25 protein-coding genes are annotated in these 26,422 nt (G+C 73.8%); 12 read left to right on the top strand and 13 right to left on the bottom strand.

Annotated elements, in window-relative coordinates; all coding sequences use genetic code 11:
* Window positions 1–2 precede the first annotated feature (2 nt).
* From MUK52_RS32485 to MUK52_RS32455, 7 genes are all read right to left on the bottom strand, one after another.
* Entirely contained in the window at window positions 3–1,307 is a 1,305-nt protein-coding gene (locus tag MUK52_RS32485) for a lanthionine synthetase C family protein (RefSeq protein WP_284581977.1), read from the bottom strand.
* Window positions 1,304–2,338 carry a sulfotransferase domain-containing protein gene (locus MUK52_RS32480; RefSeq protein WP_114059389.1) on the bottom strand — a complete coding sequence of 345 codons (1,035 nt, stop codon included), beginning with the start codon at window positions 2,336–2,338 and terminating at the stop codon, window positions 1,304–1,306. The genes MUK52_RS32485 and MUK52_RS32480 overlap by 4 nt, the downstream gene beginning before the upstream one ends.
* 14 nt (window positions 2,339–2,352) lie before the next feature.
* Window positions 2,353–2,547 (bottom strand): FDLD family class I lanthipeptide, encoded by a 195-nt coding sequence (locus MUK52_RS32475; protein ID WP_114059388.1) that lies wholly within the window; start codon window positions 2,545–2,547, stop codon window positions 2,353–2,355.
* Window positions 2,548–2,799: 252 nt separating this feature from the next.
* Entirely contained in the window at window positions 2,800–4,230 is a 1,431-nt protein-coding gene (locus MUK52_RS32470; protein WP_114059387.1) for a PqqD family protein, read from the bottom strand.
* 150 nt (window positions 4,231–4,380) lie between these two features.
* Entirely contained in the window at window positions 4,381–4,518 is a 138-nt protein-coding gene (locus MUK52_RS32465; RefSeq protein WP_162793385.1) for a hypothetical protein, read from the bottom strand.
* A 173-nt stretch (window positions 4,519–4,691) separates the two neighbouring features.
* Entirely contained in the window at window positions 4,692–5,012 is a 321-nt protein-coding gene (locus tag MUK52_RS32460; RefSeq protein ID WP_246043059.1) for a TraR/DksA family transcriptional regulator, read from the bottom strand.
* A gap of 135 nt (window positions 5,013–5,147) precedes the next feature.
* The gene (locus MUK52_RS32455; RefSeq protein WP_114059386.1) at window positions 5,148–5,627 is read right to left on the bottom strand and encodes a DedA family protein; all 480 of its coding nucleotides are present in this window, start codon (window positions 5,625–5,627) and stop codon (window positions 5,148–5,150) included.
* 906 nt (window positions 5,628–6,533) lie between these two features.
* Here MUK52_RS32455 and MUK52_RS32450 point away from each other — a divergent pair.
* From MUK52_RS32450 to MUK52_RS32430, 5 genes are all read left to right on the top strand, one after another.
* Entirely contained in the window at window positions 6,534–6,773 is a 240-nt protein-coding gene (locus MUK52_RS32450; RefSeq protein ID WP_284581976.1) for a hypothetical protein, read from the top strand.
* Window positions 6,774–6,805: 32 nt separating this feature from the next.
* Complete coding sequence (locus tag MUK52_RS32445; RefSeq protein ID WP_284581975.1) at window positions 6,806–7,408, top strand: hypothetical protein; 603 nt, start codon at window positions 6,806–6,808, stop codon at window positions 7,406–7,408.
* Between the two features lie 59 nt (window positions 7,409–7,467).
* On the top strand, window positions 7,468–8,733 hold the full coding sequence (locus MUK52_RS32440; protein ID WP_284581974.1) for a serpin family protein: 1,266 nt from the start codon (window positions 7,468–7,470) through the stop codon (window positions 8,731–8,733).
* 132 nt (window positions 8,734–8,865) lie between these two features.
* On the top strand, window positions 8,866–9,798 hold the full coding sequence (locus MUK52_RS32435) for a matrixin family metalloprotease (protein WP_284581973.1): 933 nt from the start codon (window positions 8,866–8,868) through the stop codon (window positions 9,796–9,798).
* Window positions 9,799–9,893: 95 nt separating this feature from the next.
* Window positions 9,894–10,631 (top strand): VOC family protein, encoded by a 738-nt coding sequence (locus MUK52_RS32430; RefSeq protein ID WP_114059381.1) that lies wholly within the window; start codon window positions 9,894–9,896, stop codon window positions 10,629–10,631.
* A gap of 91 nt (window positions 10,632–10,722) precedes the next feature.
* Here MUK52_RS32430 and MUK52_RS32425 read toward each other — a convergent pair whose 3' ends face one another.
* The 3 genes from MUK52_RS32425 to MUK52_RS32415 all read right to left on the bottom strand — a co-directional run bounded on the left by MUK52_RS32425 (window position 10,723) and on the right by MUK52_RS32415 (window position 14,242).
* Window positions 10,723–11,925, bottom strand: coding sequence for an NAD(P)/FAD-dependent oxidoreductase (locus MUK52_RS32425; RefSeq protein ID WP_114059380.1), 1,203 nt, complete (start codon window positions 11,923–11,925; stop codon window positions 10,723–10,725).
* Window positions 11,926–12,096: 171 nt separating this feature from the next.
* Window positions 12,097–13,314, bottom strand: coding sequence for an esterase/lipase family protein (locus tag MUK52_RS32420; protein ID WP_284581972.1), 1,218 nt, complete (start codon window positions 13,312–13,314; stop codon window positions 12,097–12,099).
* 307 nt (window positions 13,315–13,621) lie between these two features.
* Window positions 13,622–14,242 (bottom strand): PadR family transcriptional regulator, encoded by a 621-nt coding sequence (locus tag MUK52_RS32415; protein WP_284581971.1) that lies wholly within the window; start codon window positions 14,240–14,242, stop codon window positions 13,622–13,624.
* Between the two features lie 170 nt (window positions 14,243–14,412).
* Here MUK52_RS32415 and MUK52_RS32410 point away from each other — a divergent pair, with 170 nt between their 5' ends.
* From MUK52_RS32410 to MUK52_RS32400, 3 genes are read left to right on the top strand one after another with little or no spacing between them, the layout of a single operon-like run.
* A complete protein-coding gene (locus MUK52_RS32410) occupies window positions 14,413–15,354 on the top strand; it encodes an ATP-binding cassette domain-containing protein (RefSeq protein WP_284581970.1) in 942 nt (313 codons plus the stop codon).
* Window positions 15,351–16,196, top strand: a complete 846-nt coding sequence (locus MUK52_RS32405; protein ID WP_284581969.1) for an ABC transporter permease — start codon at window positions 15,351–15,353, stop codon at window positions 16,194–16,196. Before MUK52_RS32410 ends, MUK52_RS32405 begins: the two co-directional genes overlap by 4 nt.
* A gap of 58 nt (window positions 16,197–16,254) precedes the next feature.
* On the top strand, window positions 16,255–16,905 hold the full coding sequence (locus tag MUK52_RS32400) for a DUF5701 family protein (protein ID WP_284581968.1): 651 nt from the start codon (window positions 16,255–16,257) through the stop codon (window positions 16,903–16,905).
* Window positions 16,906–16,989: 84 nt separating this feature from the next.
* Here the strand turns inward: MUK52_RS32400 and MUK52_RS32395 are convergent, their stop codons facing one another.
* The 3 genes from MUK52_RS32395 to MUK52_RS32385 all read right to left on the bottom strand — a co-directional run bounded on the left by MUK52_RS32395 (window position 16,990) and on the right by MUK52_RS32385 (window position 21,629).
* Window positions 16,990–19,524 (bottom strand): D-alanyl-D-alanine carboxypeptidase, encoded by a 2,535-nt coding sequence (locus MUK52_RS32395; protein ID WP_284581967.1) that lies wholly within the window; start codon window positions 19,522–19,524, stop codon window positions 16,990–16,992.
* A gap of 179 nt (window positions 19,525–19,703) precedes the next feature.
* Window positions 19,704–20,198, bottom strand: coding sequence for a hypothetical protein (locus MUK52_RS32390; protein ID WP_162793384.1), 495 nt, complete (start codon window positions 20,196–20,198; stop codon window positions 19,704–19,706).
* Window positions 20,199–20,315: 117 nt separating this feature from the next.
* Window positions 20,316–21,629: a preATP grasp domain-containing protein gene (locus tag MUK52_RS32385; RefSeq protein WP_284581966.1), complete on the bottom strand. Its 1,314-nt coding sequence runs from the start codon at window positions 21,627–21,629 to the stop codon at window positions 20,316–20,318.
* Between the two features lie 271 nt (window positions 21,630–21,900).
* Between MUK52_RS32385 and MUK52_RS32380 the strand changes: the two genes are divergently transcribed.
* From MUK52_RS32380 to dpgA, 4 genes are all read left to right on the top strand, one after another.
* On the top strand, window positions 21,901–22,014 hold the full coding sequence (locus MUK52_RS32380) for a pheganomycin family RiPP precursor (protein ID WP_216827151.1): 114 nt from the start codon (window positions 21,901–21,903) through the stop codon (window positions 22,012–22,014).
* Between the two features lie 93 nt (window positions 22,015–22,107).
* A complete protein-coding gene (locus MUK52_RS32375; protein WP_284581965.1) occupies window positions 22,108–24,105 on the top strand; it encodes a RiPP maturation radical SAM C-methyltransferase in 1,998 nt (665 codons plus the stop codon).
* Window positions 24,102–25,292: a glycine amidinotransferase gene (locus MUK52_RS32370; protein ID WP_284581964.1), complete on the top strand. Its 1,191-nt coding sequence runs from the start codon at window positions 24,102–24,104 to the stop codon at window positions 25,290–25,292. The genes MUK52_RS32375 and MUK52_RS32370 overlap by 4 nt, the downstream gene beginning before the upstream one ends.
* Window positions 25,289–26,374: a 3,5-dihydroxyphenylacetyl-CoA synthase DpgA gene (gene dpgA / locus MUK52_RS32365; protein WP_284581963.1), complete on the top strand. Its 1,086-nt coding sequence runs from the start codon at window positions 25,289–25,291 to the stop codon at window positions 26,372–26,374. Before MUK52_RS32370 ends, dpgA begins: the two co-directional genes overlap by 4 nt.
* The last annotated feature ends 48 nt before the right edge of the window (window positions 26,375–26,422 follow it).

Genomic DNA, 26,422 nt, shown 5'->3' with positions numbered 1-26,422 from the left:
GGTCAGGCGATGAGCAGGGAGCGCTGCCAGCGCGGCGAGACGGGCGATGACACGCTCCACAGGGCCGCGGCAACGCCGGCCGCACCGCACAGGAGGTCGGGGTTGTCGATCCGGAGACCGGGCTCCTCCCGGTTCTGCACGCCGAAGGCCAGGCCTTCGTCGCACCACCCGAGCAGCCGGTCCGCCAGTACGGGGAGGGCGGTCCTGGCGTACGCGCTGTCCGTGGTGCAGGCGAAGACCCGGCAGATCGCGAGCAGGCCGGCCAGGCCGTGGCAGATCGTGGGCGGCAGCGTGTGGAGGCGGTCCTCGGACCGCCGCAGTGCCGCCTCGAACGCGGCGACGGCGCAGGCCCGCAGCCGGTCGTCCTCCAGCGCTTCTGCCGCGACGAGCAGGGCGGCGGCGATGCCCGGGGCGCCGTAGCACCAGGCCGTCCTGGCGGTGTGCCGGGCCGGGGTGCGCCGGCCTTCGGCGTCCAGCGGGACGCCGCTGGGCCAGTCGGCTCCGAAGCCGTCCTCGACGGCGGTGGACGACAGCAGGTCGATCGCGTTGGCGATGGCCTCGCGCATACCGGGGCGCCGGTACCCGGCCCGCCAGGCGAGGGACAGTGCGGCGAGCGGTCCGGGGACGCCGTGGGCGAGGCCGAGGTTGATGTACCCGTGCGGATACTCCTCCTGCTCCCGGGGCAGCGGGTAGTCCTCGGGCGGGATGACCCAGCGTGGCTCGGTCTGCGTCGCGGCGGGGGTGCAGACTCCCACCAGTTCGTCCACGAGCCCCTGGATGCCGTCGCGCAGGGCGTCGTCCGGTGAGGGCACGGACACGAGGTAGCCGAGCGTGCCGGCCGCTCCCTGCAGCGTGTCGTACGCGGCCACGCTCACAGGGGGTTGCGGGCGCCGATGGCCGCGCTCGCGCAGCTGCTCGCCCAGGCGGGTGTGCAGAGCGCCGAGGCTGTGCCGGTAGCGCGGGTCGGCCGAGGCGAAGTCCGCGAGCACGAGGGCCAGGCCCGCCGTTCCCGCCACGAGGCCGTATTCGGCCATGGGGTTGTCGTGGGTGCTCCGTACGGCGCTGACGAGCCGCTCGTGGGCGTCCCGGTGCCAACCCGCCCCGGGGTCGGCATCGGACGCCATGCGCAGCAGCAGCGCCAGGCCGGCGTCGCCGGCGAGCAGGGAGCTGGCCTGCCGCGGGCCGGGGGTGTTGGGGTCCTCGATCGACGCGGACACGCTCGCCCGGACGTGGGCGGGGTCGGCGAGGCGCGAGGTGATGAGGCGTGCGGTGCGCCGCGCCTGTTCCGCAAGCGGGCCGGTGATCACCGAGCGGCTCCGCGTGCGTAGCCGAAGCTGTCGAGGAGGTGCCCGAACCGGGCCTCGAACCGCTCCACGTGATCCGGGGAGAAGGTTTCCCGCCAGCGTCCCGTACGGCCCTTGTTGAGGGTGAAGGACTGCGGGTTGAAGAGGCAGTCGGCCACGGATGCCGGGTCGATGTCGTGCTCCAGCCAGTCCGCGACGCGCTTGACGGCAGCCAGCTGGGCCGTGCGCGTTCCGCCGCCCTGCGGGCCGACGAGTTCCTCGAAGGAGACGTGGCAGACGTTCGGGTGGTGCAGGAAGCTGATGGCGGACTCGAAGTCCGACAGCAGCGGCATCCGGGGGTCGGACAGCGCGTAGTCCAGCTTCTTGCCGTAGTCCTCCATCGACTCCAGGACGGGGCCGAAGACGGCCGACTCCGGATACCTCAGGAACCTGAGTCCGTTGCTGCGGGAGAAGAAGTCCACGAGCGAGACGAGGACGTCCCTCGGGTCCCGGTAGTTGAGGATCACTCTGGGGGAGCCGGTGTTGACCCACTCGGCCAGGAAGGTGTTGTCCATCCGCCAGACGTCCACCGAGTGGAAGATCCAGCTCATTCCGGCCGGGGTGGAGGAGAACGGAGCGGTCCAGATCTCGGGGCGCATCTTCGGACCGAACCGCGCCTCGGGCGCTATGGCCTCCACATGGGCCAGGGGGGCGACCGCGAGGCGGGTCTGCCAGGCCCACGCCAGCTGCAGCCAGGCCTCGTCCGTCGTGCGGATGAAGGCCTCCCGGTCCCGTACGTGGTCGAGTGCGGCGAACTCGTCGGGGTCGAGGAACCTCTCTGCCATCTCGATCCGTTCCCGGATGCTGAAGGCGGGACGGCCTCCGTCCGGCGGTACCGGTTCGCCGTACACGCGGTAGCCGAGGTGTACGAGGAGTTCCTGAACCAGATGCGTTCCGCTCTTGCGCGGCGAAATGACGAAGACCCGCTCGCTTGACACTTGGGTCGCCCCTTTCCCATGGAGAACGGCCTGCCCGGGGAAGGGCAGGCCGCTCATTGCTCTTCCGTCTACTACGGGTTGATGGTGCAGCGGAGGCTGCCGAGCCCGTCGCAGCAGTACGAGGCGCACGAGCCCTTGCAGGAGTACCAGTTGCTGAACCCGCCCTCGACGGACGGGATGTCCGCGTTCACCGCGATGCGCACGTCGAGGTCGAACTCGTCGACATCGAATTCCTGGACTCCCGGGGTTGCCAGGGAAACCGGCATGGGTCTTTCTCCTCACATCTGTGTGGAACCGAATGGAACGAGACGATCATCCCGGATTTCGCGTCCTGTATTCCTGAGGCAGATGTCCCGACCGTGTCCCGGTATTTCAGTGAACGGAGGGGCCCCATGACGGGAAATGCACCGTGGAGACGTTTTTCCCCTCCACGATGGGGCCGAAAGGGATCGATCCGGCGGTTTCCCGGGTCCGTGCCGGATTTCCGGCCGGGGCGCCGCGACAGGTTTCCGCTCCCCTCACTCGAGCAGGCCCGCCGCGGTCAATTCCGACATGCAGGCGGCGACATGGTCGTGCGCCGCTTCGCCGGCCGCTCCCGAGCGGCGCCCGTACTCCGCCGCCACGGCGTGCGCGTCCCGTCCGTCGCACAGCGAGTAGATCAGCCAGGAACGCGCGTTGAGCCAGTGCATCGCCGCGGTGTCCGTGTTCACCACGAGCAGTTCCCCCTGCTCGGGCATCGGCCGGGCCATCGCACGGGCGGAGCGGCGTACCACCGCCGCCTGCCCGGTCGCCGCGGGCGGTCGTACCGGGACCACGCCGGCCACCCCCGCGGGCGGCGTGATCCCGGAGTCTTCGTGCACCAGGTTCAGGGCGTCGAGCAGCCAGTGCAGGAACCGCCGGCCGTCGGCCGTCAGGTGGTCCTCCGGGAGCGCCAGTACGTATCCGGCCAGGTAGCGGGCGCGCTCCAGGCTCGTCCCGTAGGTGCCGTCGCGGGCCGCCTCCGTGTCCGGGCTCACCTCGTCGACGACCTCGTCGGCCGGCGGGTCGCCGAACTCGGCCCTCAGCGTGTCGTCCGCGTGCCGGGCAGCTTCCTGGAAGACCAGCATGTGCACGTAAAAATGGAGCGCCACGAGCACCCGCACGAGCCGCCAGGGCGTCTGCCGCCACGGGATCGGCACGGACAGGTCGGCGGCACGCAGGAGCGCCCCCGAGCGCAGTGCGTCGAAGAGCTTGAGGTGGACGCCCTCGTGCAGGAGGGTTTCCGCGGCCGTCCACGGGTCCGTCAGGCGCTCCGGGGCCATCAGAATGGCCGAGGGGAGGGGGTCGCCGCCCGAGAGCGACTGGAGCGGGCCGTCGGCCGATTCCCCCCGGGTGAAGCCCACGACGGAGACGTGCCGCAGAACGCTCGGCCCGACCTGCGGGAGCAGCCGTGTGAGCAGGTCCGCCCCGCGCGACAGCCGCCGGCACATGTCGGGTGACGGGATGACCGGGTCCGCCGCGGGCCCGCCCTCGATGCTGCCGTCGTAGAGCCGACGCAGCCGGACCGACAGCTCGCCCGGGACCCGGTCGGCCGGGTTCATCTCGGTCCACAGCCATGCGGGCCCGTACTCCGGCCACGGCCTCACGTGCGGGGTGGCCATGCGCTCGCACGGCCCCAGGCCGTCCGTGCCGAGGGGCAGGCGGGCGGCCAGGGCGGCCAGACCCAGGGCGTCGGGACGGCCGTTCTCCAGCTTGGCCATGTCGTCCTCGAACGCATTGCGCAGGACGGGGTCGCCGAGCAGGGGAAGCAGCTCTTCGCGGCTCAGCCGGGAGAGCCGGTGCAACACCTCCGGATGGCGGGTCTCCTTTTGCGCCATCAGCCGGAGGCCGAGGACGAACCGGGCCGCGTTGCGCTCCCCGATGGCCCGGGAATCACCGAACCGGCCGTCGGCGACGAGCAGGGCGTCCACGCGGTCGATTTTCCCCCGGGAGGAATGACGTGAGGCTGTAGGCGACATCGAAGCACCGTCCAGGTAGTCCGGAGAAGGAAAAAGAGGGGTGTGCGGGCAAAACGGACCGGGGGGCGCCCGGAACTGGCGCCCCCCGGTCCGGTCTCGGGATCAGGCGGCGGCGGGGGTCGCCCAGTACGCGGGAACCCAGGCGCGCTCCTCCGCCGCGTCCCGGCTCATCTGCGGGACGTTCTCGACCGCCAGCCAGTTCTGCGCGATGGCCGGGAACTCGATTTCCAACTGCGGCATCAGAATCTCCTCTCGTCGGCTCCCTCCGGAGCCACGCCGCCAGGATCTCGGAACGCGGTCCCGGTCTTCATGGGGTCGCTGTCCCGTACTTGTCCCGTATCGGCCCGGGGCGGCCGGCCGGCCCCGCGACAGCACCCCCGGCACGAGGGGAGCGTGTACGGCCGTCGGAACAGTCAGCTCGTGGCGTGCAGGGTGCGGCGGGCGGTGAGGGAGTGCGGGGGTGAGGAAGCGCGGTCGACGCAGGTGGCGGCTGCCGGGCGGATTTCCAGGCGTTCCGGCGGGATGGGGTTGCGGCAGTTCTCGCACGGGCCGTAGTGGCCCTGTGCGAGGCGGTCCAAGGCGTCGTCCAGTTCCTGCAGGTGCTCGTGGGCGCGGGCCAGGAGGGCGGCTACGTGGGCCCGCTCGAAGGCGGTGCTGCCGCCCTCCGGGTCGTGCTCGTCGTCCACCGCGACCAGGGCGTTCGCCGCGACGATGCCGTCGTACTCGCGGCTCAGCGCGGCCGCCTCCGCGAGCGTGTCGGCCCCCCGGGCGCCGCCGGCGCCCGTCGGCTGCGGCTGTCCCGCCGTTTCAGGGGAGGGAGCGGGACCGCTGGTGTCGGTCGGGGGTGCCGCCGGCCCGGCAGGAGCCGTTCAGGGCTCGTCCCTCGCAGGGGGTGGGGGCGAGGTAGCCCTGCGTCTGCGGTACGCGACCGTCCCGGACACCGCGAGGACGAGGACGGCCACGGCGGTCGCCCCGAGGGCCGGGTGCCCGGCGAAGAGGCGGCCCAGTACCTGGAGCACACCGAGCCCCGCGGTCGCGTAGATCAGCGCCCAGGCCGCGCCGCCGATGAACAGGGCGGGGAGGTAGCGCACCAGTGGCATGCGCATGCTGCCCGCGAGCAGGTTCGCGGCGGTCTGGAAGCCGACCGTCAGGAAGGAGAGGGCCACCACCGGGGCGCCCCAGCGCTGGATCGCCCGCTCGACCCGCTGGAACTTCGCCGAGGAGATCCGCTCGGCAAACCGGCTGCGCCGGGCGCCGGCGCCGGCGAGCCACCCGACGGCGAAGGTTCCTCCTGCGCGGAGCAGCACGATGGCGTAGAGGGCTCCGGCCGTGAGCGCGATCTTATCCACGGCGCCTCGTCCCGGTCGCCGGGGCGGCGCACGGAACGCCTGTCACCCGCATGGGTGCTCCGTCCCCGCGGGGGCGCGGCACGCATGCGCCCGGCCGTCGTCTCTCACTGCGCCCTGCCTCTGACTGTTCCGTTCCATGGGGTGCCACCTGCGGCAGCGGTTCCCGAACCTGCAGCCAGGCAAGGTCACCCTAACCGAACGCGCATCGGGGGGTACAGGGCACCGGCTCCGGCACGGGCCGCCGCCGGCAGAGCCGAGGCCGCCGCCAGGTGCGGGGCCGGAAGGCCGCGGCAGTGCCCGGCCTGCGGGCCCCCACGCAGCAGCGCCGTCAGGGCCTGGGGGTCCAGGGCCTGACGGCGCCAGTGCTTGGGGGAACCCGCTGGCACGGGTTCCGGCCCGGTGTGGTGCGTGTCGAGTTGGCTACCGGCCGGAAAGGCCGAGGTGGGACGGGGAGAGGGCAGGGGAGGGCTCCAGGGCCACGGTGCGCATCCGTGACGGGACGGAGGGCAGGCCTTTTCCGGAAGTCGTACGTCCCCCCGGAACAGTGCGGCCATACGGCACCCCTAAGGCCCTTGCATGACCCTCTCCTCAACTACGGTGTGTGCGCGAACAAGAGAGAGAGTGCCTCAGCCCCCCGGGGCCCCGCTACCGCCCGTTTCAGTTCGTCCCACCTTTGCGTGGAACGCTCGCTCCCGCTCCGCTGCAGGTCAGGGGAAGGGATGGGGGCGTGGGGGCGGCGTGCTCGCGGGCCGTTCCCCCTCCGTGTCCCGGTTCGCCGGCTCGCACGCGCTATGCGCGGGGCTTGCGGGCCGAAAGAATTTGCCGGAGGTGTCTGGTCTCACGGTCCTGGCAGGCCGTCAGATTGCAGCGGCACCCGTCGAGTTGACTACCAGCCGCGAGGTGACTGTGAACCGTAGGGCAAACGACAACACGCACGCACAGGGGGAGCGCGCCGCCTCCCCCTCCCCGCTGATCCCCGCCGTCCCCGCCGTCATGGTGGTGCTGGTCCTCGGGGCCGTCACCGGCCTGGTCCTCGCCGGGACGGACCTGCAGACGGCCGCGATCACCGTCGGTGTCGGCGGTCTGCTGGGCATCGAGCTGGTCCGCCGGCTGGTGCAGGTCCTCCCCTCCCGCCGCTCGCGGTAGCGGTGGGGCGCGGGACGAGCGCCCGTGCTGAGGTGACCAGGAAGGAACTGGCGGAGTGGCTCCGGTCGCTCCGCCCGTCCTGGTTCTCCTACAGCCGCATGGCGCAGACGTCGAAGGAGATGGGCCATCCCGCCTCGGTGGCGGCGCTGTGCCGGGCGGACAAGGGCCGCAGCCTCCCGCCGTGGAGGACCGTCGAGGCGTACGTCCGGTGCTGCGGCGGTTCGGTGGCCGACGCGAAGAAGCTCTGGCAGCGCGCGGCGAAGGCGGCCGTCGACGCGCGGGGCACCGCCGTTGCCCTGCCGAGGAGCGCGCCGGCCCTTCCCTACGTGGTGGAGCCCGCCGACCTCCTCCAGGCCATGCGGGAGCTCCGGCTGGCCGCAGGGCAGCCGACCCTGCGCACGCTGGAGGAGCGCGCCGCCGTCCCCGGGGCCGGCGGGGTGAGCCGCCTGCCCAGCACCACCATCGGGGACGTCCTCAAGGGCCGGCGCGGGTGCAGCGAGAAGGTGCTGCTGCACTTCGTGCGGGCCTGCGGGGTGACCCGGGAGCAGGAGATCCGGCAGTGGGCGGACGCATGGCACCGGGTCGAGGCCTACAAGCGGGAAGGAGCCGCCTCCCGGTACACCAGGGCGTCCTGAGGCCCCGGGGCGCGGAAAAGCGTTCCGGGGCGGGGGCGGGGCGGCCGTAGGCTCCGCGCATGAGTACAAGGGATGCGACGGTTCGGGCGGTCAACCGGCTGACCGGGCGCTGGGCCGAGGCCGCTGTCGCGGCCGACGGGCGTACGGGGACCGTGTTGACCGCCGCCGGGGTCTGGCCGCTGCTGGCGCTGCTGGCGGACGGGGCCGGCGGGCCGGCGCGGGCGGAACTGGCCGAGGCGCTCGGCATACCCGCCGGGCGGGCCGCCGGCGCGGCCCGGGAGCTGCTGGCCGCACTGGGGCGCGTACGGGGGCTGGAGGCCGCGGCCGGGCTGTGGACGCGGGCGGACCTGCCGCTCGAACCGGAGTGGGCGGCCCGGCTGCCCGAGGGGGCGCGGGGAGCGCTCGGCGGCGATCCGGCCGCCGACCGGAGGCTGCTCGACGAGTGGGCGGCCGCGCGGACGGGCGGCCTCGTCGAGCGGATGCCGGTGGAGCTGACCGAGGACACCCGGCTGGTCCTGGCGTCGGCGCTGGCGCTGCGGCTGCGCTGGATACGGCCGTTCCGGGAGTGGCCCGGGACCCTGCGGGAGGGGCCGTGGGCCGGCCGGGAGGTGGTGCGGCTGCTCCGGACGACCTCGCTGCTGCACCGCGTGCGGGTCGCGGGGACGCCCGCCGGGCCCGTCACCGTACTGGAGGTGGTCGGCGATGCAGGGGTGGACGTCCACCTCGTCCTCGGCTCCGCGGACGCCCCGGCCGGGCAGGTGCTGGCCGGCGGCATCTCCGCCGCGACGCGGGCGGTGCCTTCGGTGGACGGCTTCTCCCTGCCCGAGGGAACGCCGGGGCCGGGCCTCCGGGTCGGCGTCGGGGCGGCGTACCGGCCCGAGCCGCGGCTGAGCGTCGACACCGTCGCCTTCGCCGTCGACGCCGAGCACGACCTGCTGGAGCAGGCCGGGCTGTTCGGCCTGGAGACCGCCGGCACGCGCGAGGCCGACGGCCACTTCCCCGGGGTCACCCGGGAGCCGCTCCTGATCGGTTCGGGCCGGCAGGCGGCGGTGGCGCGGTTCCACGCGAAGGGGTTCGAGGCCGCCGCCGTCACCGCGTTCGCGGCGGTGGGGGCCGGCCTGCTGCCGGCGCCTCCGTACCGTGTGCGGACCGTCGACGTCCGGTTCGACCGGCCGTTCGGCTTCCTCGCGGTGCAGCGGTCCTCCCGGCTCGTGCTGGCCGCGGGATGGGTGGCCGAGCCGCTCGCGTACGTCGCGGAAGAGTACGCGTACGACGGCGAGGACGAGGAGTGGGACGAGGACGGGGGCTGGGACGGCGGGGAGTGAGCGCGGGCGGCCACTGGGTTGCGCCCGCCCGGGCGGCTCCTATCGTGGAAGCAGCACCACTGCGCGGACGGCCCCCCTGCTGCCGGGTTTACGTGTGCCGGCTGCCGGCCGCACCGACTCCGGGAGGCGCGGATGCCGAAGGCCCCGCTCCAGCCCCTGAAGAGGGGCGACCACGGCCCCGAGGTCGCGGCCCTGTACGCGTACCTGCGACGGCTGGGGTACGCACCCTACGCGCCGCGCGCCGCCGACCAGTACGACGAGCAGCTGGCCGAGGCGGTGCGCCGGTACCAGGAGTGCTTCGGGCTCGAAGCCGACGGCGAGACGGGCGAGCGCACCCTGGCGCAGCTGCGGCGGCCGCGCTGCGGGGTGCCGGACCTCCTGCCGGGCGCCGCGGCGGTGCCCCGGGCGGTGCCGACGATCCGCGCCTGGCCCCGTACGGACCTGACGTACGGGTTCATGCGGCACACCTCCGACCTGACGCCGGCGCAGGCGTCCTCCGCGGTCGCGCAGGCCTTCGCCACCTGGGCCGCGGTGACGCCCCTGACGTTCCGCCACCTCCCCCCGCCGCTCGCGGCCTCCGGCGCCGTGCACGCGCTCGCGCTCGCGGTCCGCTTCGGGCCGGCCTTCGACCGTACGCAGGCACGGGCCGTGCAGGCGCTGACCCGGCTGTACCGCGTGGACATCCTCGTCGGCTTCCTGGTCCGCGAGCACGGCGATCCGCCCGCCTTCCTCGGCACGCCGCCCTTCGACGACAACGCGGTGGTGCTGGGGCATGCGTGGCCGCCGCCCTCCGCGGCGGCACCGGAACCCTTCGCCGGCGACGTCCACTTCAACGACGCCCCGACGTGGACGAACCGGCCCGGGCTGCTCACCGACCTCCAGGCCGTCGCCGTGCACGAGATCGGGCACGCCCTGGGGCTGGGCCACACGACGGCCGACACCGACTCCGTGATGACGGCCTCCGGCGGCGACGGCCGGCGCGAACTCTCCGCCGCGGACACCGAGGCCGTGCAGCGGCTCTACGGGCCGGCGCGCTGGCCGCCCGACGGGGCGGACGGCCGCTGAAGGAGTTCCGGCGGAGGCCCTCGGCGGGCCGGTGAACGCCGTCCACGCCCCTCCGGCCGGCGAGACCGCCGAGACCGCCGCCTAGGATCCGCGGTATGGCAACACGACTCGTGCAGATCAACATGAAGGCGCAGGACGACTCCGCGCTCGGCCGGTTCTGGGCGGAGGTGCTGGGGTGGGGCGTCGACAGCGAGGCGCCCGGGGTGACGAACCTCGAACCGGTGGGCTTCTCCTATCCTGACCCGTCGGCCGTCTGCATCGACCTCATCGCCCGGCCGGAGCCCAAGACGGTGAAGAACCGGGTGCACATCGACCTGGCCACCGCCTCGGCCGCCCACCAGGCCGAACTGGTGGGCCGCCTGAAGGATCTGGGGGCGGTGCTCGCCGACGTGGGCCAGGGCGACGTCCCCTGGACGGTCATGGCCGACCCGGAGGGCAACGAGTTCTGCGTCCTGGAGCCCCGTCCGGTCTACCGGGACACCGGGCCGATCGCCGCGGTGGTGGTCGACTGCGCCGACCCGCGGGCCATGGCCCGGTTCTGGGGCGAGGCGACGGACTGGACGGTGGCCGAGGCCGCCGACGACCACGCGTCGCTGCGTTCCTCCCAAGGCGTCGGCCCGTACCTGGAGTTCGTCCGGACGCCCGACGCCAAGACGGTGTGGAACCGCGTCCACCTCGACATCGCCCCCTACCGCGGGGACGACCTGGAGGCGGAGGCCGCCCGGCTGCGCGCCCTCGGCGCCACCGACCCCGGGATCGACCAGTCCTCGATCCACTGGAAGGTGCTGGCCGACCCGGAGGGCAACGAGTTCTGCCTCCTCACCCCGCGCTGACGGCCGGTGCGGACCCGTGGCGCCGGTGCGCGCCGCGGGTCCGCGCCCGCATCCGTACGCGGCCGGGGGCGCGGCCGGGGCCGGGCCCCGGTCAGGCCGCCGCCCCGGAGGGGGCGGCCGCGGGCGCGGTCTGCGCCGCGGGCGCGGTGCGGCGGCGCCGGGTCGGCATCCCCAGGGTCGGGTTGGCGACGCCCCAGGTCGCGCCCTTGCAGATGATTTCCTTGTAGAGGGCGGCGGTGCGGCCGGTGAGGGCCTTCTCGACGGCGCGGTCGTCGGCGGTGACGAACTGGATGAGGCCCTCCTTCCGGCCCAGCGAGATGCACTGCTGGTAGTAGCGGATCGGGACGTGCGGCACCTTCACGCCGGCGAGCCGGGCGGCGATGGCGTCGGCGGCCTGCCAGGCCATCGGCACGCCCGAGGCGCAGGACATGCGCAGCGGCCGGTCGTTCGGGCCGAGGGCCATCGCGGCGTCGCCCACCGCGTAGACGTCGGGGTGCGAGAGCGAGCGCATGGTGGCGTCGACGGCGATCTGCCCGCCGTCGGTGAGTTCGAGGCCGGTGGCGCCGGCGATCGGGTGGACGGCGAAGCCGGTGGTCCAGACGGTGGCCGCCGAGGGGAGGTCCGTCCCGTCGGCCGTGGTCACCCGGTCTGCGGCGACGGCGGCGGCCTGCGTGTGTTCGTGGACGGTGATGCCGAGGCGGTCGGCGACCTTCCGCAGGTGGTCGCGGCCCTTGCGGGACAGCCAGTCGCCGAGGGCGCCGCGGGTGAGCAGGTGCACGTCGAGGTCGGGGCGGGCCTCGGCGATCTCCGTCGCGGCCTCCAGGCCGGTCAGGCCGCCGCCGACCACGACCACGGGCCGGCCGGCCTCCAGGGCGGCCAGGCGCTCGCGGAGCCGGAGGGCGCCGCGGCGGCTGGACACCTCGTGGGCGTGCCGGGCGGCGCCGGGGACTCCGCCGTCGTTCCAGCCGCTGCCGAGGGCGTAGACCAGGGTGTCGTAGGCCAGCTCCGCAGGCCCGTCACCGCCCCGGACCGTGACCGCCTTGCGGTCGACGTCGACTGCGGTGACCTCGGCGAGCTCCAGCCGCACGCCCGTCCCGGCGAACATCTCGTCGAACGGGCGGGGCCGGAGCTCCTGGCCGGCGGCGAGCTGGTGCAGGCGGACCCGCTCGACGAAGTCGGGCTCGGCGTTGACCAGGGTGATGGTGACGTCGTCGGCGTGGAGCCGGCGGGCGAGGCGGCCGGCGGCGACCGCTCCGGTGTAGCCGGCGCCGAGGACGACGATGCGGTGCTGCATGTCCGTGCTCCTGTCTGCTCGGGATCCGCCGTGGTCCGGCGTGGTCTCGCACCTTGAACCGGACGGCCTTGCGATCCCTGACAGGGTTGCGCTGTGACCTGCATCACATCCGGCCCGCCCCGGGCCGCTCTCCTGCGGGCCGGGCCGGGGCGGGCCGGGGGGTCGGGTCGGTCAGCCGGGCAGGCGGTCGAGGACCCACTCGGCGATCTCGGGGGTCATGGCGCTGTGCGGGTCGTTGGAGGTGGAGAGCATGTAGTCGTCGAGCTCGGACTGGTCCGGGGGCAGGTCGTCGATGTCGGCGTACAGGTCGTCCTGCTGGTCGAGGTCGCGGATGGCGACCGCGCTGACGGACGGGACGAAGCACACCGACCGGTGGACGAGGTCGACGCGCTCGCCGAAGGAGGCGAGGGTGTCGGCGATGATGCCGAAGGACTCGAGGGTGCCGCCCGGCGCCCCGTCCAGCTCGGGGAACCCGCTCGTGGTGATGGTGTGCGGGCCGCCGAGGAGGCCGTTCAGGACGGCGACCTCGGCCTTCTCGCCCTGGGACTGGGCGAGGAAGTGCGTACCGTCGAAGAGCGGTCCGGCGCAGCTGAGCGTCTTGTCCCCGGCGCGGACGCCGTTGCCGGAGCCGTCGCCGCGGCCGCTGGCCACGCCGAGCAGCCGCGGGACGCGGGGCCAGCCGCCGAGGCGCTGGAGCTGCTCCTTGAACTCGCGGCGCATCGGGCTTTCCTGCGGGGTGCCGTCGAGGGCGTCGAGGTGCCGCCACAGCATCTGCTGCGAGGCCGGGCTGCTGATCTGCCGCAGGTAGGTGTCGTTGCCGGTCTGGGCGAGGTAGTGGGCGAAGGCCTGCAGTCCGACCGGCACCCACGCGCCGCGGTGCGGGCTGTCGAACGACACGTAGACGGCGGTGCGGTGGTCGATGCGCTGTGCTTCCATGTGCGCGAGCGCGTAGCGGGCGACGATGCCGCCCATGCTGAACCCGCCGACGACCAGCCGGGCGTCGCCGATCTGCTCGGCGACGGTCCGCAGGATGGCGGCGGTCATGGTCTCGGAGTTGCGGAGGATCGACTCGCTGCGCTCGTCGAACCCGACGAGGACCAGCGTGCGGCCGCGGCGCCGGAGCTCGCTGACGAAGGGATACCGGCCGTTCTCCAGGCCGTCCCAGAGCCGGTCGAAGTCGGTCGGCCCCATGTTGAAGCCGTCGGCCAGGACGACCGGCCGGACCATGCCCTGGCGGCCTTCGCCGTAGTAGACGCGGGCGCTGCCGTGCGGCAGCTGCCACGTCTCGTCGGCCGGCGGCGCCGGGGAGACGGCAGGCCCCTCCAGCGGGGTCACGAGTCCGACGGATCCTGCGAACTTCCTGGCGTTTTCCTTCTTGGCGTCGGCCACAGAGGTCCCTTTCCACGGTGGTGGTCGGCAGTGCAAGGGACATGCTGGGGCGGGGCATACGGCACTTCGCATATGCCACGCACGGTCTTCACCGCATCGGACGGGCGTGCGCCGCCTGCGGAAGACGCCGGACACGCCGGAGCGCGCCGGGGTGCACAGGGGCGCGAGCAGGCACGGGGGGCGTGGCGGGATCGCGCCCCACGGGCGCGGGCGCGGGCGCGGGCGCGGGCGCGGGCGCGGGCGCGGCGCACCGTACCGCTGAGCCGGGCTCGGCTGCCCGGACGTGCCCGTGCGGCGTACGGCCCGTTCAGCGGGGGGCGGCGTACGGGTTCGGCTCGCCGTCCGCGAGGACGGCGACGAAGGGCTCGCCCTCCCCGGCGAAGGTGTAGGCGCCGCCCTCGATCCGCTCGATCAGGCCGTTGGTCCAGGCGGCCTCGCTGTCGGCCGAGTGCACCCACATGTTCATGATCTCGCCGATGTGCCCGAGCTGCCCGGGGCCGTTCTCCGGCGTGTAGTACTCGGTGACCGCGGACCGCCACTGGTCGAGCCGGGCGATCCGCTCCCTCAGGAGCGCGACGGCCTCCTCGCGCGGCAGGTCGACGATGAAGCCGATGCCGGCCGACAGGACGTCCATCTTCTGGTCGTACGAGGTCAGCGACTGGCGCAGCAGCGTGAAGTACTCCTCGGCGCCCTGCTCCGTCATCTCGTACTCGACGCGCGGAGGGCCGCCGGCGGTGCTCGGGGCGACCTCGTGGGCCAGGAGGAGGCCCTCCTTCGCCATCTGCTTGAGCGCGTGGTAGATCGAGCCCGGTTTGGCGTTGGACCACTCGTGGGCGCCCCAGAACTCCAGGTCGTTGCGGACCTGGTAGCCGTGTGCGCGTCCGTGCTGGCGGACCGCGCCGAGGACCAGCAGCCGGATCGCTGACATGGGCGTCTCCCTTCAGGACAGGTTCGACCAGCGTAGGCGGCGGGGGCGGGGCCGCCGGCGGCGAGGGCCCGCGTCCGCGATGCAGTGCTAATCAAGTTTGACTAATCGGCTCGATCATCGTACCTTCTTGTTCGCTAGTCAAGTTTGACCACTGACGGAAGGCTTCTGCTGTGACCGACCGCGATCCGGCGATCCTCGTCGAAGGCCTGCGGAAGAGCTACGGGGCCAAGCGGGCCCTGGACGGCCTGGACCTCACGGTCCGGGCCGGGACCGTCCAGGGGATCCTGGGCCCGAACGGCGCCGGCAAGACCACGGCCGTGCGCATCATGTCCACGCTGCTGCGCCCCGACGAAGGACGCGTCGAGGTGGCCGGGGCCGACGTCAGGACCCGTACCGACGAGGTCCGCGCCCGCATCGGGCTGGTCGGCCAGAACGCCGCCGTGGACGAGGAGCTGAGCGGACGCCAGAACCTGGAGCTCTTCGGCCGGCTCCACCGGCTCGGCGCGCGCGGCGCCGCACGCCGGGCAGGCGAGCTGCTGGCCCGGTTCGGGCTCGCGGACACCGGCCCCAAGGCCGTCAAGCAGTACAGCGGCGGGATGCGGCGGCGCCTCGACCTGGCGGCGGCCCTCATCTCGCAGCCGGAGGTGCTCTTCCTGGACGAGCCGACGACCGGGCTGGACCCGCGCGGCCGCACGGAGGTGTGGAGCGCGGTGCGCTCGCTCGTCGACGGCGGCACGACCGTCCTGCTGACCACCCAGTACCTGGAGGAGGCCGACCAGCTCGCCGACCGGATCACGGTCGTCGACCACGGCAGGGCCATCGCCGAAGGCACACCGGACCAGCTGAAGTCGGCCACCGGCGGCGACCGCATCGACGTCGTGCTGCACGACGCGGCCCACCTGGCGCGCGCGGCCGCCCTCCTGCCGGGCGAGGCGGTCGTGGACGAGGACCTGCGCCTGGTCAGCGCCGCCGTCACCGACCGGATGGCGGCCCTGACCGGGACCGTACGGGCCCTGGAGGCGGCCGGCATCGAGGCGCGCGACATCGCGGTGCGCCGGCCCACCCTCGACGAGGTCTTCATGCACCTGACGAAGAAGGAGGACGCGGCATGAGTACGGGTACGGTGCTCGGCACGAGCGCGGCGCACGGCACGGGCACGGGGACGGGCACGCGGCTGGGCTGGGCCGCCGCCGACTCGTGGACGATGACCAGGCGCGAGCTGATGCACTGGGCGCGCGAGCCGGCGCAGGTGGCCGTCGGGCTGGTCTTCCCGGTGATGATGATGCTGATGTTCGGCTTCCTGATCGGCGGCGGCCGGGGCGTCGACGGCGACTTCACGGCCTACCTGGTGCCCGGCATGCTCGCCATGACGATGGCCTTCGGCCTGGAGGCGACCATGCTGGCGGTCACCCAGGACCTCGGCAAGGGCGTCATCGACCGGTTCCGGTCGCTGCCGATGGCCTCCGGCGCGGTCCTCGTCGGCCGGAGCACCGCCGACATGCTGCAGTCGGCGGTCGGCCTCACCGTGATGATCGCGGTCGGGTACGCGATGGGCTGGCGCTGGCACCACGGGACCGCCGCCTTCCTGGCGGCCGTGGGGCTGCTGTTGCTGCTGCGGTTCGCGATGCTGTGGGTCGGCATCCACCTGGGGCTGGTCGCGGGCAAGCCGGAACTGGTGCAGGCGGTGCAGATCCTGGTGTGGCCGGTCGGCTTCCTCTCCAACGCGATCGCCGCGCCCGGAACGATGCCGGCCTGGCTGGGCGCGGTCGTGGAGTGGAACCCGCTGTCGGCGACCGCCACCGCCGTGCGCGGCCTCGTCGGCAGCCCCGGCGGCACCGGCGGCGGCTCCTGGGCCGCCGAGCACGCCGAACTCCTCGCCGTGGCCTGGCCGGTGGCGCTGATCGCGGTGTTCTTCCCACTCGCGGTGAAGCGGTTCCGGGGCCTGAGCCGCTGAGTCCGCACCCGCCGCTGCCACACTCCTTCCCTCCCCATTACGAAGACGAGGAAGTACCTTGCCCGAGACCGTTTCCGCTGCCCTCCCGCTCCCGTCGCTGCCCGCGCAGGCGGAACGGCTGATCGAGCTCGGGGTGCCCGAGCAGGCCGGGATCCCCGCCGAACAACTGCGGGCGTACGCCGCCACCGCCGGCGGCGACGGCGGGGATCTCCTGCTGGCCGTCCACCCGGACCTGGCGCCCGCCTCCGCCCTCGCCCCGCTGCTCCGCCGCGGGGACAAGCCCGGGTTCGTCGTCACCGACATGGCGGACGTCGACCGGTTCACCCCGGACGGCATCGACCTGCCCGACGCGCCCCTCTACCTCGTCGCCGGCCCCGACCGCGGCGACCGGATGGCCAACTGGAGCCCGGAAGAGGCGCTGCCCGCACTCCACCGGGAGGACCGCACCCCGCTGCTGCTCACGGAGGGCATCCACTGGCTGATCCAGCAGCCCGCCGTCCTGGAGCGCAACCGCTGCTTCATGACCATCGGCTCGCGCCTGCGCAAGCCGAACGGCAGCTTCGACGCCCGTACGCCGGCCATCTGGATCAGCAACGGCACCGGCCGCGACGGCCGCGAGCGGCGCAACGCGCCCAAGGTCGGCTGGTGCTGGTGGAACAACCGCCACACCTGGCTGGGCTTCGCCTCCACCACCGGCCGCCGCCCCTGAAGCCCGCCCGACACCGGCTCGGAGTAGGGCACCGGTGCCTCGGCGGGGATCCCGCCGAGGCACCGGCCTCAGGCGCGGCGGGCGTCAGCGCAGGCGGGTGAGGCGGGTGCCGAGGGAGGGCTCCTCCAGGGCGGTACGGACCGCCACCGGCACGCTCTTCGCGCCGTCGCCCTCGCCGGCCGTCAGGGTGCCGACCTGGGTGCCCGCCTTCGCCTCGCGCCGCAGCGGCGACGCCCCGGGGGACAGCGTCAGCTTGAACTGCTGGCCCGGGACGGCGATCGCGTTCAGGTCCTTGGCCGCCACGAGGGGCGTACGGCCGCCGAGCCCGTCGTCCACATACCCGACGACGTCGCCCTTGCGGACGAGCGGCGCGGATGCCAGGGCCGAGCGCACCGCCTCGATGATCTTCTTGCTGTTGGAGAGCACCAGGGCCAGGCTCTTCGTGGCGTTCGGGTCGGAGCCCTCCACCCGCTGCTCCATCAGCGTGCCCAGGATCAGCGGGGTCTCGTCGCCTACCGACTTGTACGCCGCCCACATCAGCGCGCCGCCCGCCGGCGTGCTGGAGCCGGTCTTGATGCCGCGGACGCTGAGGCCCTGCGCGGTCAGCAGCGTGTTGTTGTTGACCAGCGGCTGCGGCAGCCCCTTGATGGGCGCGCTGGGCATGGCGACGATCGAGCGGAACACCTCGTCCTTCATCACCGCCTCGGCCAGCTTCAGCTGGTCGGCGGCGGTGCTGACGGTCCCGGCGTCCAGGCCGCTGGGGTCGGTGTACGTGGTGTCCTTCATCCCGAGGTCCCGGGCCGCGGCGTTCATCTTCTCCACGAACGCGGCCTCGGAGTCGGTGCCGGTGTCCCAGCGGGCCAGCAGGCGTGCGGCGTTGTTGCCCGACGGGATCATCAGCATCTTGAGCATGTCCAGCTGGCTGAACTTCTGGCCGGCGGTGAGCCCCTCGATCCGGGACTCGTCCTCCGACTTCCCCTCGGCGACGGCCTTCGCGTCGACCGTGAGGGAGGGGCCGGGCTCGTTCTTGCGCAGCGGGTGGCCCTTGAGGATCACGTAGGCCGTCATCACCTTGGCGACGCTGGCCGTCGGAACGGGCTTCTGCTCGCCGAACGAGCCGACCTCGCCCGAGCCGGCGACGCGGACCGCGCCCTGGCCCATGGCGGGCCACGGGACGGAGAACTGCCCGTCGACGGTACGGGTGGTCTCGGCGGCCACGAGCCGGGGCGCGGGCAGCGGGCGCAGGAGCTGCGCGCCGACGAGGCCCCCGGCGAGGAGCAGCACCCCGGCCGGCGCCCACAGCCTGGCACTGCGCAGCAGCGGGCGGCGCCGGGCCTCCGTGTGCGGCAGCCGTACCGCCGGCAGGTCCAGCGGCGGCGGCTGGTACGCGGCGGGGGCCGGGGCCGCGGGCTGCGGGCGGGGGGCCGGCCGCGGGGCGGCGGGCCGGGTCGCGTTCGGCGACGCCGGGGCGGCGGGCCTGGGGGCGGCGGGCCCGGGGGTGGTGGGCCCGGGGGTGGTGGGGCGGGGCGCTCCCGGCGCCGGAGCGAGGGGGCGGGAGGCGGTCGGCGCCGGGCCGGAGGGCCTCGGGGCGGCGGGCTTGGGTGCGGCGGGCGCACGGGTGGTGGGGGGCTGGAAGGCGGCGAAGCGGGTCGTGCGCTCGGGGTCGTCCTCCTCCGCTTCCTCCGTACGCGCCCACGCGGGCCGCTTCCGGCCGTCGCTGCCGGACGCGTCGGGCCGGTCGCCCCGGGCGGGCGGCTCGTCGGTGTCCTCCGCCGCGGGCGCGGGGCCCGGCTTCGGCTCCGGCTCCGGCTTCCGGGACAGCGCCGCGGCGTCCGGGGCGCGGAAGACGAGGGTCCGCGTGTCGTCGTCCGCGGCCGCCGGAGCGGGCTCGGCCCCGGCGACGGCGCCGTCCGCCGGTGCTCCGGCGGGCGGGGCGGACTCGGTGCCGGGCTTCGCGGCCGGCTCGGCGGGGGTGGCGGCCGGGCCGCGCGGCGGCTTGGTGAACACCAGCGTCGCGTCGTCCTTCGCGCCGTCCTCGGGCGCGGCCGCGGTGCGGCCCCCGGGCGCGTCGTCCGGCTCGGGGCGGGCCCCGTCCGCGGAGTCCGCGGGATCGTCCGCCGCCTCGGCCTCGGGGCGGTCCCCGGGAGCGGGCGACGGCGCCGCCACCCGGGGGTCGGCCGCCTGCTCGGGCTGCGGGCGGGCCCCGGCGCCCTCCGCCCCGGTGTCGGCCGCCGCCGGGTCGTCGGGGTCGCCGGCGGTGTCCGCCTGTCCCGCCTCGGCGGCCGGGGCCTGCGCACCGGCCTCGGCGTCGGCGGCGGCATCGGCTGCGGCGGCGGCGGCCTTCGACGGGTCGGGGTCGGCCGCGGGTTCGCGTCCGGACTCGGAGGCGGTGTCCTCGGCGGGCCCGCGGTCCGGTGCCCCGGCGGGGGGTGCCGGGGGCGCGGCGCCCGTGTCACCGTCGGCGTCCGCCTCGGGGGACTCGGCGGCAGGCGCGGCCTCGGCCGACGCGGCCGCGGTGTCCGGTTCCGCGTCCGCGGCCTCCCGGCCCGCCCCCGGCGCGGCCGTCCTTTCGCGCTCCGGGTCGTCCGGAGAGCCGCCCGCCACCGTTATCGCCTTCATCCCAGCCCCGCCTTGCCCTCACACCGTGCAGTTACGTGCGGCGCGGCCCCTGCGGAACCGCGCCGCACTGATAGATGTACGCAGGGCCCCGCGCGTTCCCGATCGGAGCCGTTCGGCGTGCCGCACCGGCGGGTACGCGGTCTCGTACACGGTGGATCAGCTGTCCGGCGGCCGCCGGATCAGTCGAAGCGGTGCCCCTGGACCAGGATCGTCCGCTTCCCGTCGGGTCGGACCAGGCGGTACTTCCTGATGCCCGCGTAGCGGCGGCCGAACCGGAACAGTGTCAGCCCGGCGACGAACCCGACGGCGACGAGGGGCACGAGGACGGCCATGGGGTTCATCGAGGGGTCGTCCTCCTCCCTGACCTGCCCGCCGAGGTGGAAGGCCATGGGGAGGGTGACCAGCAGCGACAGCAGCAGCACGCTGCCGACCACCAGGTAGGCCATGCGCTTGCGCCGGGCCTTGGCGGCGCACTCGACGGTGGCGGTGAAGTCCTTGCGGCACCGCGGGCACGAGAAGGCGACCGGCTCCTCGCCCTCCCGCGGCCGGCGCATGTCGGGTGACGACAGCCTCGCCACGCTCCACTTCACCGTCGTCAGACTGCCCTGGCTCTCCACGCTGACCCGGCACCCGACGCTCAACTCGTAGCGGTCGCCCAGCACCAACTCGTCCACCCCCCGACGGTTCCCCACCCGCTTCGCGAGCAGCGGATGAAGCGGGAGCGTACCGCCCTGCCCGGTCCCGCGGACCCCCCTCGGCGCAATCGGGTCCGCTTCCCCGCGCGGGCCCGGTCAGGCGGCGGGGGTGAAGAGCCGGGCGACCTGTTCCTCCCGGCGGAGGGCGGCCTCGACGGTGTCGTCCGCGAAGCAGAGCATGACGCCCTTGCGGCCCGGGTGGTAGGCGGCCAGGATGATCGCGCCGCGGCGGGTGGCGGGGTCGTAGGCGTGGCCGGAGTCGCGGAGCCGGGTGAGGGCGTCGGTGAAGGAGGGCACCTCCCAGTGCCGGGGCCACACGCGCTCCAGCAGGATGCGGTCGGTGCCGAAGCCCGGGCCGACGACCCGCTTGCCGACGATCTCGTAGATGTGGGTGGAGCCGGTGGCGCGGCCGTTGTACTCGGTGAAGAGGACGTCCCCTTCCGGGGTGAGGACGGCGTCGGCGCTGAGGATGCCGCGGTAGCCGATCGCGCGGAGCCCCTGCGAGATGCGGTGTCCGCCGTCGAGGAGTGCGTCGAGCTGCCGGGCGGTCAGGTCCGGGGCGGGCATGACCTGGGCGTTGGGCAGGGGGCGGTACTGCATTTCGCCGTGGCCGCCGAGGCGGATGCCCGCGTCGGAGATCCAGTACTCGGCGAAGTAGGCGCGGCTGCCGGGGTGGTAGCGCTCGACGACGAACCGGTCGCGGCCGCCGACGGTGAGCCAGTCCCAGCGCTCGGCGAGGTACGCGGTGACCGCCGCCCGGTCGGGGAGGGCGCGTACGGCGCGTGCGCCGCGCAGGTCGACGTCGGCCGTGCGGCCGAGGATCTCGTTGCCGTCGCTGCCGGAGCCGAAGTCCTGCTTGAGGATGACGGGGCATCCGTCGTCGAGCAGGCGGACGATGTGCTCCTCGGCGCGCCGCGGATCGGCGCAGACCGCGCCGTCCGGGAGGGGGGCGCCCACGCCGGCGGCCAGGGCGCGGAAGACGGCCTTGCTGCTGCCGAGGAGTCCGCCGCTCTGCGTGAGGAAGGCGTGCCCTTCGAGGGCACCGGGGCAGCCCAGGGCGTCGGCGGCGGCCGCGACGGCGGCGTCGGGCCACAGGGCGAAGACCTCGCCGACGGGCCGGCCGGCGGTCCGCTTGCGCAGCTCGGCGACGAAGGCCGGGTCGGTGAGCCGGTCCGCGGTGAGGGCGCCGGTGCCGAGGCGGCCGGGCGGCGGGACGACGACCTCCAGGGAGTCGCGGCGGGTGCCCGTCAGGGAGGTGACGTAGGAGAGGAACTCCTCCTCCGGCGGAACAGGCAGGACGAGGACGTCCCCGTCGCGGGCGAACCACAGCAGGCGCTGCACGGCCCAGCCGGTGCCGGCCGGCTCTTCCAGTTCCTCGCTCCAGTCGTTTCCGATGAGCAGTCGCAGCATCCGGCAGTACTCCCCGTGGTCGCAGTGCCCTTTTCCGGCGGCGGGCGAGGCGATCCGGCCCGGCCGGACCGGCCCATTGTGAAAACCGGCGTGAGAAACCGTCAAGAGCGCCTCTCCCGACTCCGAGGCCCCACGGGAATCGGCCGGATGCCGCCCGGCCGGATGCCGCGGTGGCCGGATCGCCACCTTGTTCGCCGCTGGCGGGCTTCCTACGATCGTTGACCGTTCACCGACGGAATCTCATGTCCGGATATGAGGAGGGAGGTGAACCATGGAGCGTGAAATCGTCTGGACCGAGATCGAGGACGCGGATGTCGCGGAGATCGTCTCGGACAGCAATGTGAAGGACATCGGCATCGTTTCGGCCAGCAACGTCAAGGACTGAAACTGAGCCGCGGACCGACCAGTGCGCGACCCGGGTCCTTCCCCGCCCGCCGGGGAGGGGTCCGGCCTGCCGGAGCGGACGTACGGAGGAATCGTGTCAGGCGGCGGTGAGCTGAAACTGATCGACCAGCCCCTGTTCCCACCGGACTGCGTCCCGGCGAGGCCGCTGAGGATCGGGCTGGTGAACATGCCGTGGGCGCGCACGGACACCCCTTCCATCCAGTGCGGGCTGCTCCAGGCCGCGCTCCGCTCCTTCGGCCACGACGCCCGGAGCGTCTACCCGAATCTGGAGCTGGCCGCCGAACTGGGGACGGGCCTTTACGAGGTGATCACCGAGGCCCCTTCGGAACGGGTCCACCTGTTCGGCGAATGGCTCTTCGGTACGGCGGCCTTCGGGGTGACCGAGGACGTGGAGGATTACCGGCTGCGTTTCCCGGAAGTGGCCGAAATGTGCGCCGAAGCGGGCGCGGACTGGGACAGCGTGGCCGATTTGCGCGGGCACCGCCTCCCCGCGTGGATCGACGAACTCGCCGCCCGCGACATGTGGTCGGAATTCGACATCGTCGGATTCACGTCGACCTTCATCCAGAACGTCGCCGCGCTGGCTCTCGCGCGCCGTCTGAAGGAGGCCCGCCCCGAATTGATCACCGTGTTCGGCGGCGCGAACTACGACGGCGACATGGGGCCGGAGTACCTGAGGAATTTCGACTTCATCGACTACGTGGTCGTCGGCGAGGGCGATGTGACGCTGCCCCGGCTGGCGGCGGCCGTCGCGCGCGGCGCCGACCCGGCCGCCCTCCCGGGCGTCTGCGGCCGCACCCCCGACGGCCGGGTGACCACCCCCTCCCCCGGTGCCCGCACCCGCGAGATGGACCAGCTGCCGATCCCCGACTACGACGACTACTTCACCGCCCTGGACGCCCTCGGCCGGGACCGCGTGATCGGCCGCAACACGCAGCGGCTGCTGGTGGAGTTCTCCCGGGGCTGCTGGTGGGGTGCGAAGCACCACTGCACCTTCTGCGGGCTCAACGCGCTGGGCATGCAGTACCGGGCGAAGTCCCCGGAGCGGGCGCTGGCGGAGCTGGAGGAGCTGATGCGCCGGCACCGGGTCCTCGCGGTCGACGCCGTCGACAACATCCTCGACATGGCCTACCTCGACACCTTCTGCTCGGGGCTGCGCGGGGCCCCGTGGGACACCGCCCTGTTCTTCGAGGTGAAGGCCAACCTCACCCGGGACCAGGTGCGCCTGCTGTCCGAGGCCGGGGTGTGGAAGATCCAGCCGGGCCTGGAGAGCCTCAGCACGCACGTCCTCGGGCTGATGCGGAAGGGCTCCTCGCGGCTCCTCAACGTCCGGCTGCTCAAGTGGGCGCACTACTACGGCGTCCGCGTCGACTGGAACGTGCTGGCCGGCTTCCCCGGCGAGACCGACGAGGACTACACCGGCCAGGCCGCCCTCGTACCGCTGCTGACGCATCTGGAGCCGCCCGCCGGCGTCGGGAGGATCTGGCTGGAGCGGTTCAGCCCGTACTTCACCGACCCGTCCTTCGGGATGGGCGAGATCAGGCCGAAGAGCGCCTACCGGCTGGCGTTCCCGGTGCCCGGCCTGGACCACGGCCGGATCGCCTACTTCTTCGACTACCGGGCGCCGGGGGTGGCCTCCCCGGACGCCGTCGCCGAGCTCGCCAAGGCCGTCGAGGCGTGGGGGCGGGAATGGGCCTCCGCGGACCGGCCCACCCTCACGTACCGGCGGGGGCCGGACTGGCTGACCCTGTTCGACACGCGGGGCGGCCGGCGCCGCAAGACGACCCTCGCCGGGTGGCGGGCGCGGGCCTACGAGCTGTGCGGCGACGCCCCGCGCAGCGCCGCCCGCATCCACCGGGAACTGGGCGGCGAGACCGGAGCGGACGGCGGGGCCGTGGGGCGGGCGGAGGTCGAGGAGTTCCTCGGCTCCTGCGTGGCGCACGGCATCTGCCTGGAGGAGGACGGCAAGTACCTCTCCCTGGCGCTGCCGCTGCGGTCCGGGCTGCCCGCCCTGCCCGGGCGCACGGCGGCCGGGACGGGCACTTCGAGCGAGCGAGGGAGCTCACGATGACGCTGAACAGCTTCGACGAATGGTCCCCGCTCAAGGAGGTGGTCGTCGGCTCGGCGGCGCACTACACCTCCCACGAGCGGGAGCTGTCCTTCGACCTCTTCTTCCACGACAACATCGCCGGAGACAACACGACGCGGTCCGAGTGGTACTACCCGCGGCTCACCGTCGGCGGGGCCGGGCCGGGGGGTGCCGGGCCGGGGAGTGCCGGACCGGACGGGTCCCGCCGGGGGCGGGTGCCCATCAAGCAGCGCTACGTCGACGAGCTCGTCGAGGACCTGGAGGGCATCGCGGCGGCCCTGACCGCCCTCGGGGCCACCGTGCTCCGCCCGATGGACCTCGACCCCGGCACCAGCGAGGTGCGCACCCCCGCGTGGTCCGCGTCCGTCGTCCCGCCGCTGAACATCCGCGACAACACGCTGATCCTCGGCGACGAGATCATCGAGACGCCGCCGATGATCCGCTCCCGCTACTTCGAGACCCAGTTCCTCACCCCCGTCTTCCAGCGGTACTTCGCGCAGGGCGCCCGCTGGACGGTGATGCCGCGCCCGCTGATGACGGACGCGTCGTTCGACCTCGACTACGCCCGGGAGAGCACGATCGGCGGCCCGACGGAGCCCATCGGCACGCCGAGCCCCTCCCCCTACGACGTCGGCATCGAGATGATGTTCGACGGGGCGCAGGTGCTGCGGCTCGGCCGCGACCTCGTCGTCAACGTCTCCACCGCGCACCACGCCCTGGCCTGCGACTGGCTGGAGCGGCACGTGGGCGACCGGTTCCGGATCCACCGCGTGCACCGGCTCAGCGACAGCCACATCGACAGCATGGTCCTCGCGTTGCGGCCCGGCACCCTGCTCGTGCGCTCGGAGGCCGTCGCCGAGAAGCTGCCCGAGGCGCTGCGGAAGTGGGACCGGATCGTCGCGCCCGCCCCGGAGGGCGACAACTTCCCCCGCTACGAGGACGAGGACCTGGTGCTGACCAGCCCGTTCATCGACCTCAACGTGCTGTCCGCCGGCCCGGACACGGTGCTGGTCAACGAGGCCTGCCCGGAGCTCGCGAGGACCCTGGAGAAGCACGGTTTCACGGCGGTTCCCGTCCGGCACCGGCACCGGCGGCTGTTCGGCGGGGGCTTCCACTGCTTCACCCTGGACACGGTGCGCGAAGGCGGGTTGGAGGACTACCTCGGATGAGCCTGCCGGACACGGGGACCGCAGCCCGGCTCGCCGGGGTCGGCACGGCCGTCCCCGACACCAGCTACAGCCAGCGCGAGCTGCTCGACCTGCTGGCCGTCACCGATCCCCGGGTCCGCTCGCTCTTCCTGAACAGCGCCATCGAGCGGCGCGGCCTGACCCTCCCGGCCGCCGGCCCCGACGGCTCGCGGGCGGTGGAGACGCAGGGCGAACTGCTGCGCAAGCACACGGAGCAGGGGCTGCTGCTGGGGCGGCGGGCGGTCGAGAACTGCCTCGCCGACACCGGGGCGCGGCTGTCGGACGTGCGCCACCTGTGCTGCGTGACGTCGACCGGCTTCCTGACGCCCGGGTTCTCCGCACTGCTCATCAAGGAGATGGGCCTCGACGTCGACTGCTCGCGCCTCGACGTCGTCGGCATGGGCTGCAACGCCGGGCTCAACGCGCTGGGCGCGGTCACCGGCTGGGCCCGCACGCACCCCGGGGAGCTGGCGCTGCTGGTGTGCGTGGAGGTGTGCTCGGCGGCGTACGTCTTCGACGGGACGATGCGCTCCTCCGTCGTCAACAGCCTCTTCGGGGACGGCGCGGCGGCCGTCGCCGTCACCGCGCCGGGCGGCGGCGGCCCGGCTGCGGGCGGGGCGCCGGCGCCGGCACTGCTGCGGTTCTCCAGCCGGATCATCCCCGACGCCGTCGACGCGATGCGCTACGACTGGGACGAGGGGCACGGAAGGTTCAGCTTCTGGCTGGACCCGGACATCCCGTACGTCGTCGGCGCGCACGCGGAGGCGGCGCTGGGGCGGCTGCTGCACGGTACGGGCCTGCTGGCCTCGGACATCGGCCACTGGGTGGTGCACTCCGGCGGCAAGAAGGTCGTGGACTCCGTCCGGGTCAACCTGGGGCTGACCCGGCACGACGTCCGGCACACCACCGGCGTGCTGCGCGACCACGGAAACCTGTCGAGCGGCTCCTTCCTCTTCTCCTACCAGCGCCTGGCGTCCGAGGGCTCGGTCCGCCCCGGCGACCTGGGGGTGCTGATGACGATGGGGCCCGGCTCGACGATCGAGATGGCGCTGGCGCGGTGGTGACCCGCACCCCGGGCCGCACGGCGGGCGGCGGCGCGACGACGAAGGGAA

The sequence above is a fragment of the Streptomyces sp. 2P-4 genome, from assembly GCF_030167965.1.
GTDB lineage: Bacteria > Actinomycetota > Actinomycetes > Streptomycetales > Streptomycetaceae > Streptomyces > Streptomyces globosus_A.
This window is presented reverse-complemented; position numbering and strand designations above follow the sequence as displayed.

What these genes read in the sequence shown, in the direction of transcription:
- MUK52_RS32480 (WP_114059389.1), bottom strand. Translation starts at nt 2,338, where the DNA reads ATGAGCGGCCTGCCCTTCCCCGGGCAGGCCGTTCTCCATGGGAAAGGG.
- MUK52_RS32475 (WP_114059388.1), bottom strand. Translation starts at nt 2,547, where the DNA reads ATGCCGGTTTCCCTGGCAACCCCGGGAGTCCAGGAATTCGATGTCGAC.
- MUK52_RS32465 (WP_162793385.1), bottom strand. Translation starts at nt 4,518, where the DNA reads ATGCCGCAGTTGGAAATCGAGTTCCCGGCCATCGCGCAGAACTGGCTG.
- MUK52_RS32440 (WP_284581974.1), top strand. Translation starts at nt 7,468, where the DNA reads ATGAGTACAAGGGATGCGACGGTTCGGGCGGTCAACCGGCTGACCGGG.
- MUK52_RS32435 (WP_284581973.1), top strand. Translation starts at nt 8,866, where the DNA reads ATGCCGAAGGCCCCGCTCCAGCCCCTGAAGAGGGGCGACCACGGCCCC.
- MUK52_RS32430 (WP_114059381.1), top strand. Translation starts at nt 9,894, where the DNA reads ATGGCAACACGACTCGTGCAGATCAACATGAAGGCGCAGGACGACTCC.
- MUK52_RS32425 (WP_114059380.1), bottom strand. Translation starts at nt 11,925, where the DNA reads ATGCAGCACCGCATCGTCGTCCTCGGCGCCGGCTACACCGGAGCGGTC.
- MUK52_RS32415 (WP_284581971.1), bottom strand. Translation starts at nt 14,242, where the DNA reads ATGTCAGCGATCCGGCTGCTGGTCCTCGGCGCGGTCCGCCAGCACGGA.
- MUK52_RS32405 (WP_284581969.1), top strand. Translation starts at nt 15,351, where the DNA reads ATGAGTACGGGTACGGTGCTCGGCACGAGCGCGGCGCACGGCACGGGC.
- MUK52_RS32395 (WP_284581967.1), bottom strand. Translation starts at nt 19,524, where the DNA reads ATGAAGGCGATAACGGTGGCGGGCGGCTCTCCGGACGACCCGGAGCGC.
- MUK52_RS32385 (WP_284581966.1), bottom strand. Translation starts at nt 21,629, where the DNA reads ATGCTGCGACTGCTCATCGGAAACGACTGGAGCGAGGAACTGGAAGAG.
- MUK52_RS32380 (WP_216827151.1), top strand. Translation starts at nt 21,901, where the DNA reads ATGGAGCGTGAAATCGTCTGGACCGAGATCGAGGACGCGGATGTCGCG.
- MUK52_RS32370 (WP_284581964.1), top strand. Translation starts at nt 24,102, where the DNA reads ATGACGCTGAACAGCTTCGACGAATGGTCCCCGCTCAAGGAGGTGGTC.
- dpgA (WP_284581963.1), top strand. Translation starts at nt 25,289, where the DNA reads ATGAGCCTGCCGGACACGGGGACCGCAGCCCGGCTCGCCGGGGTCGGC.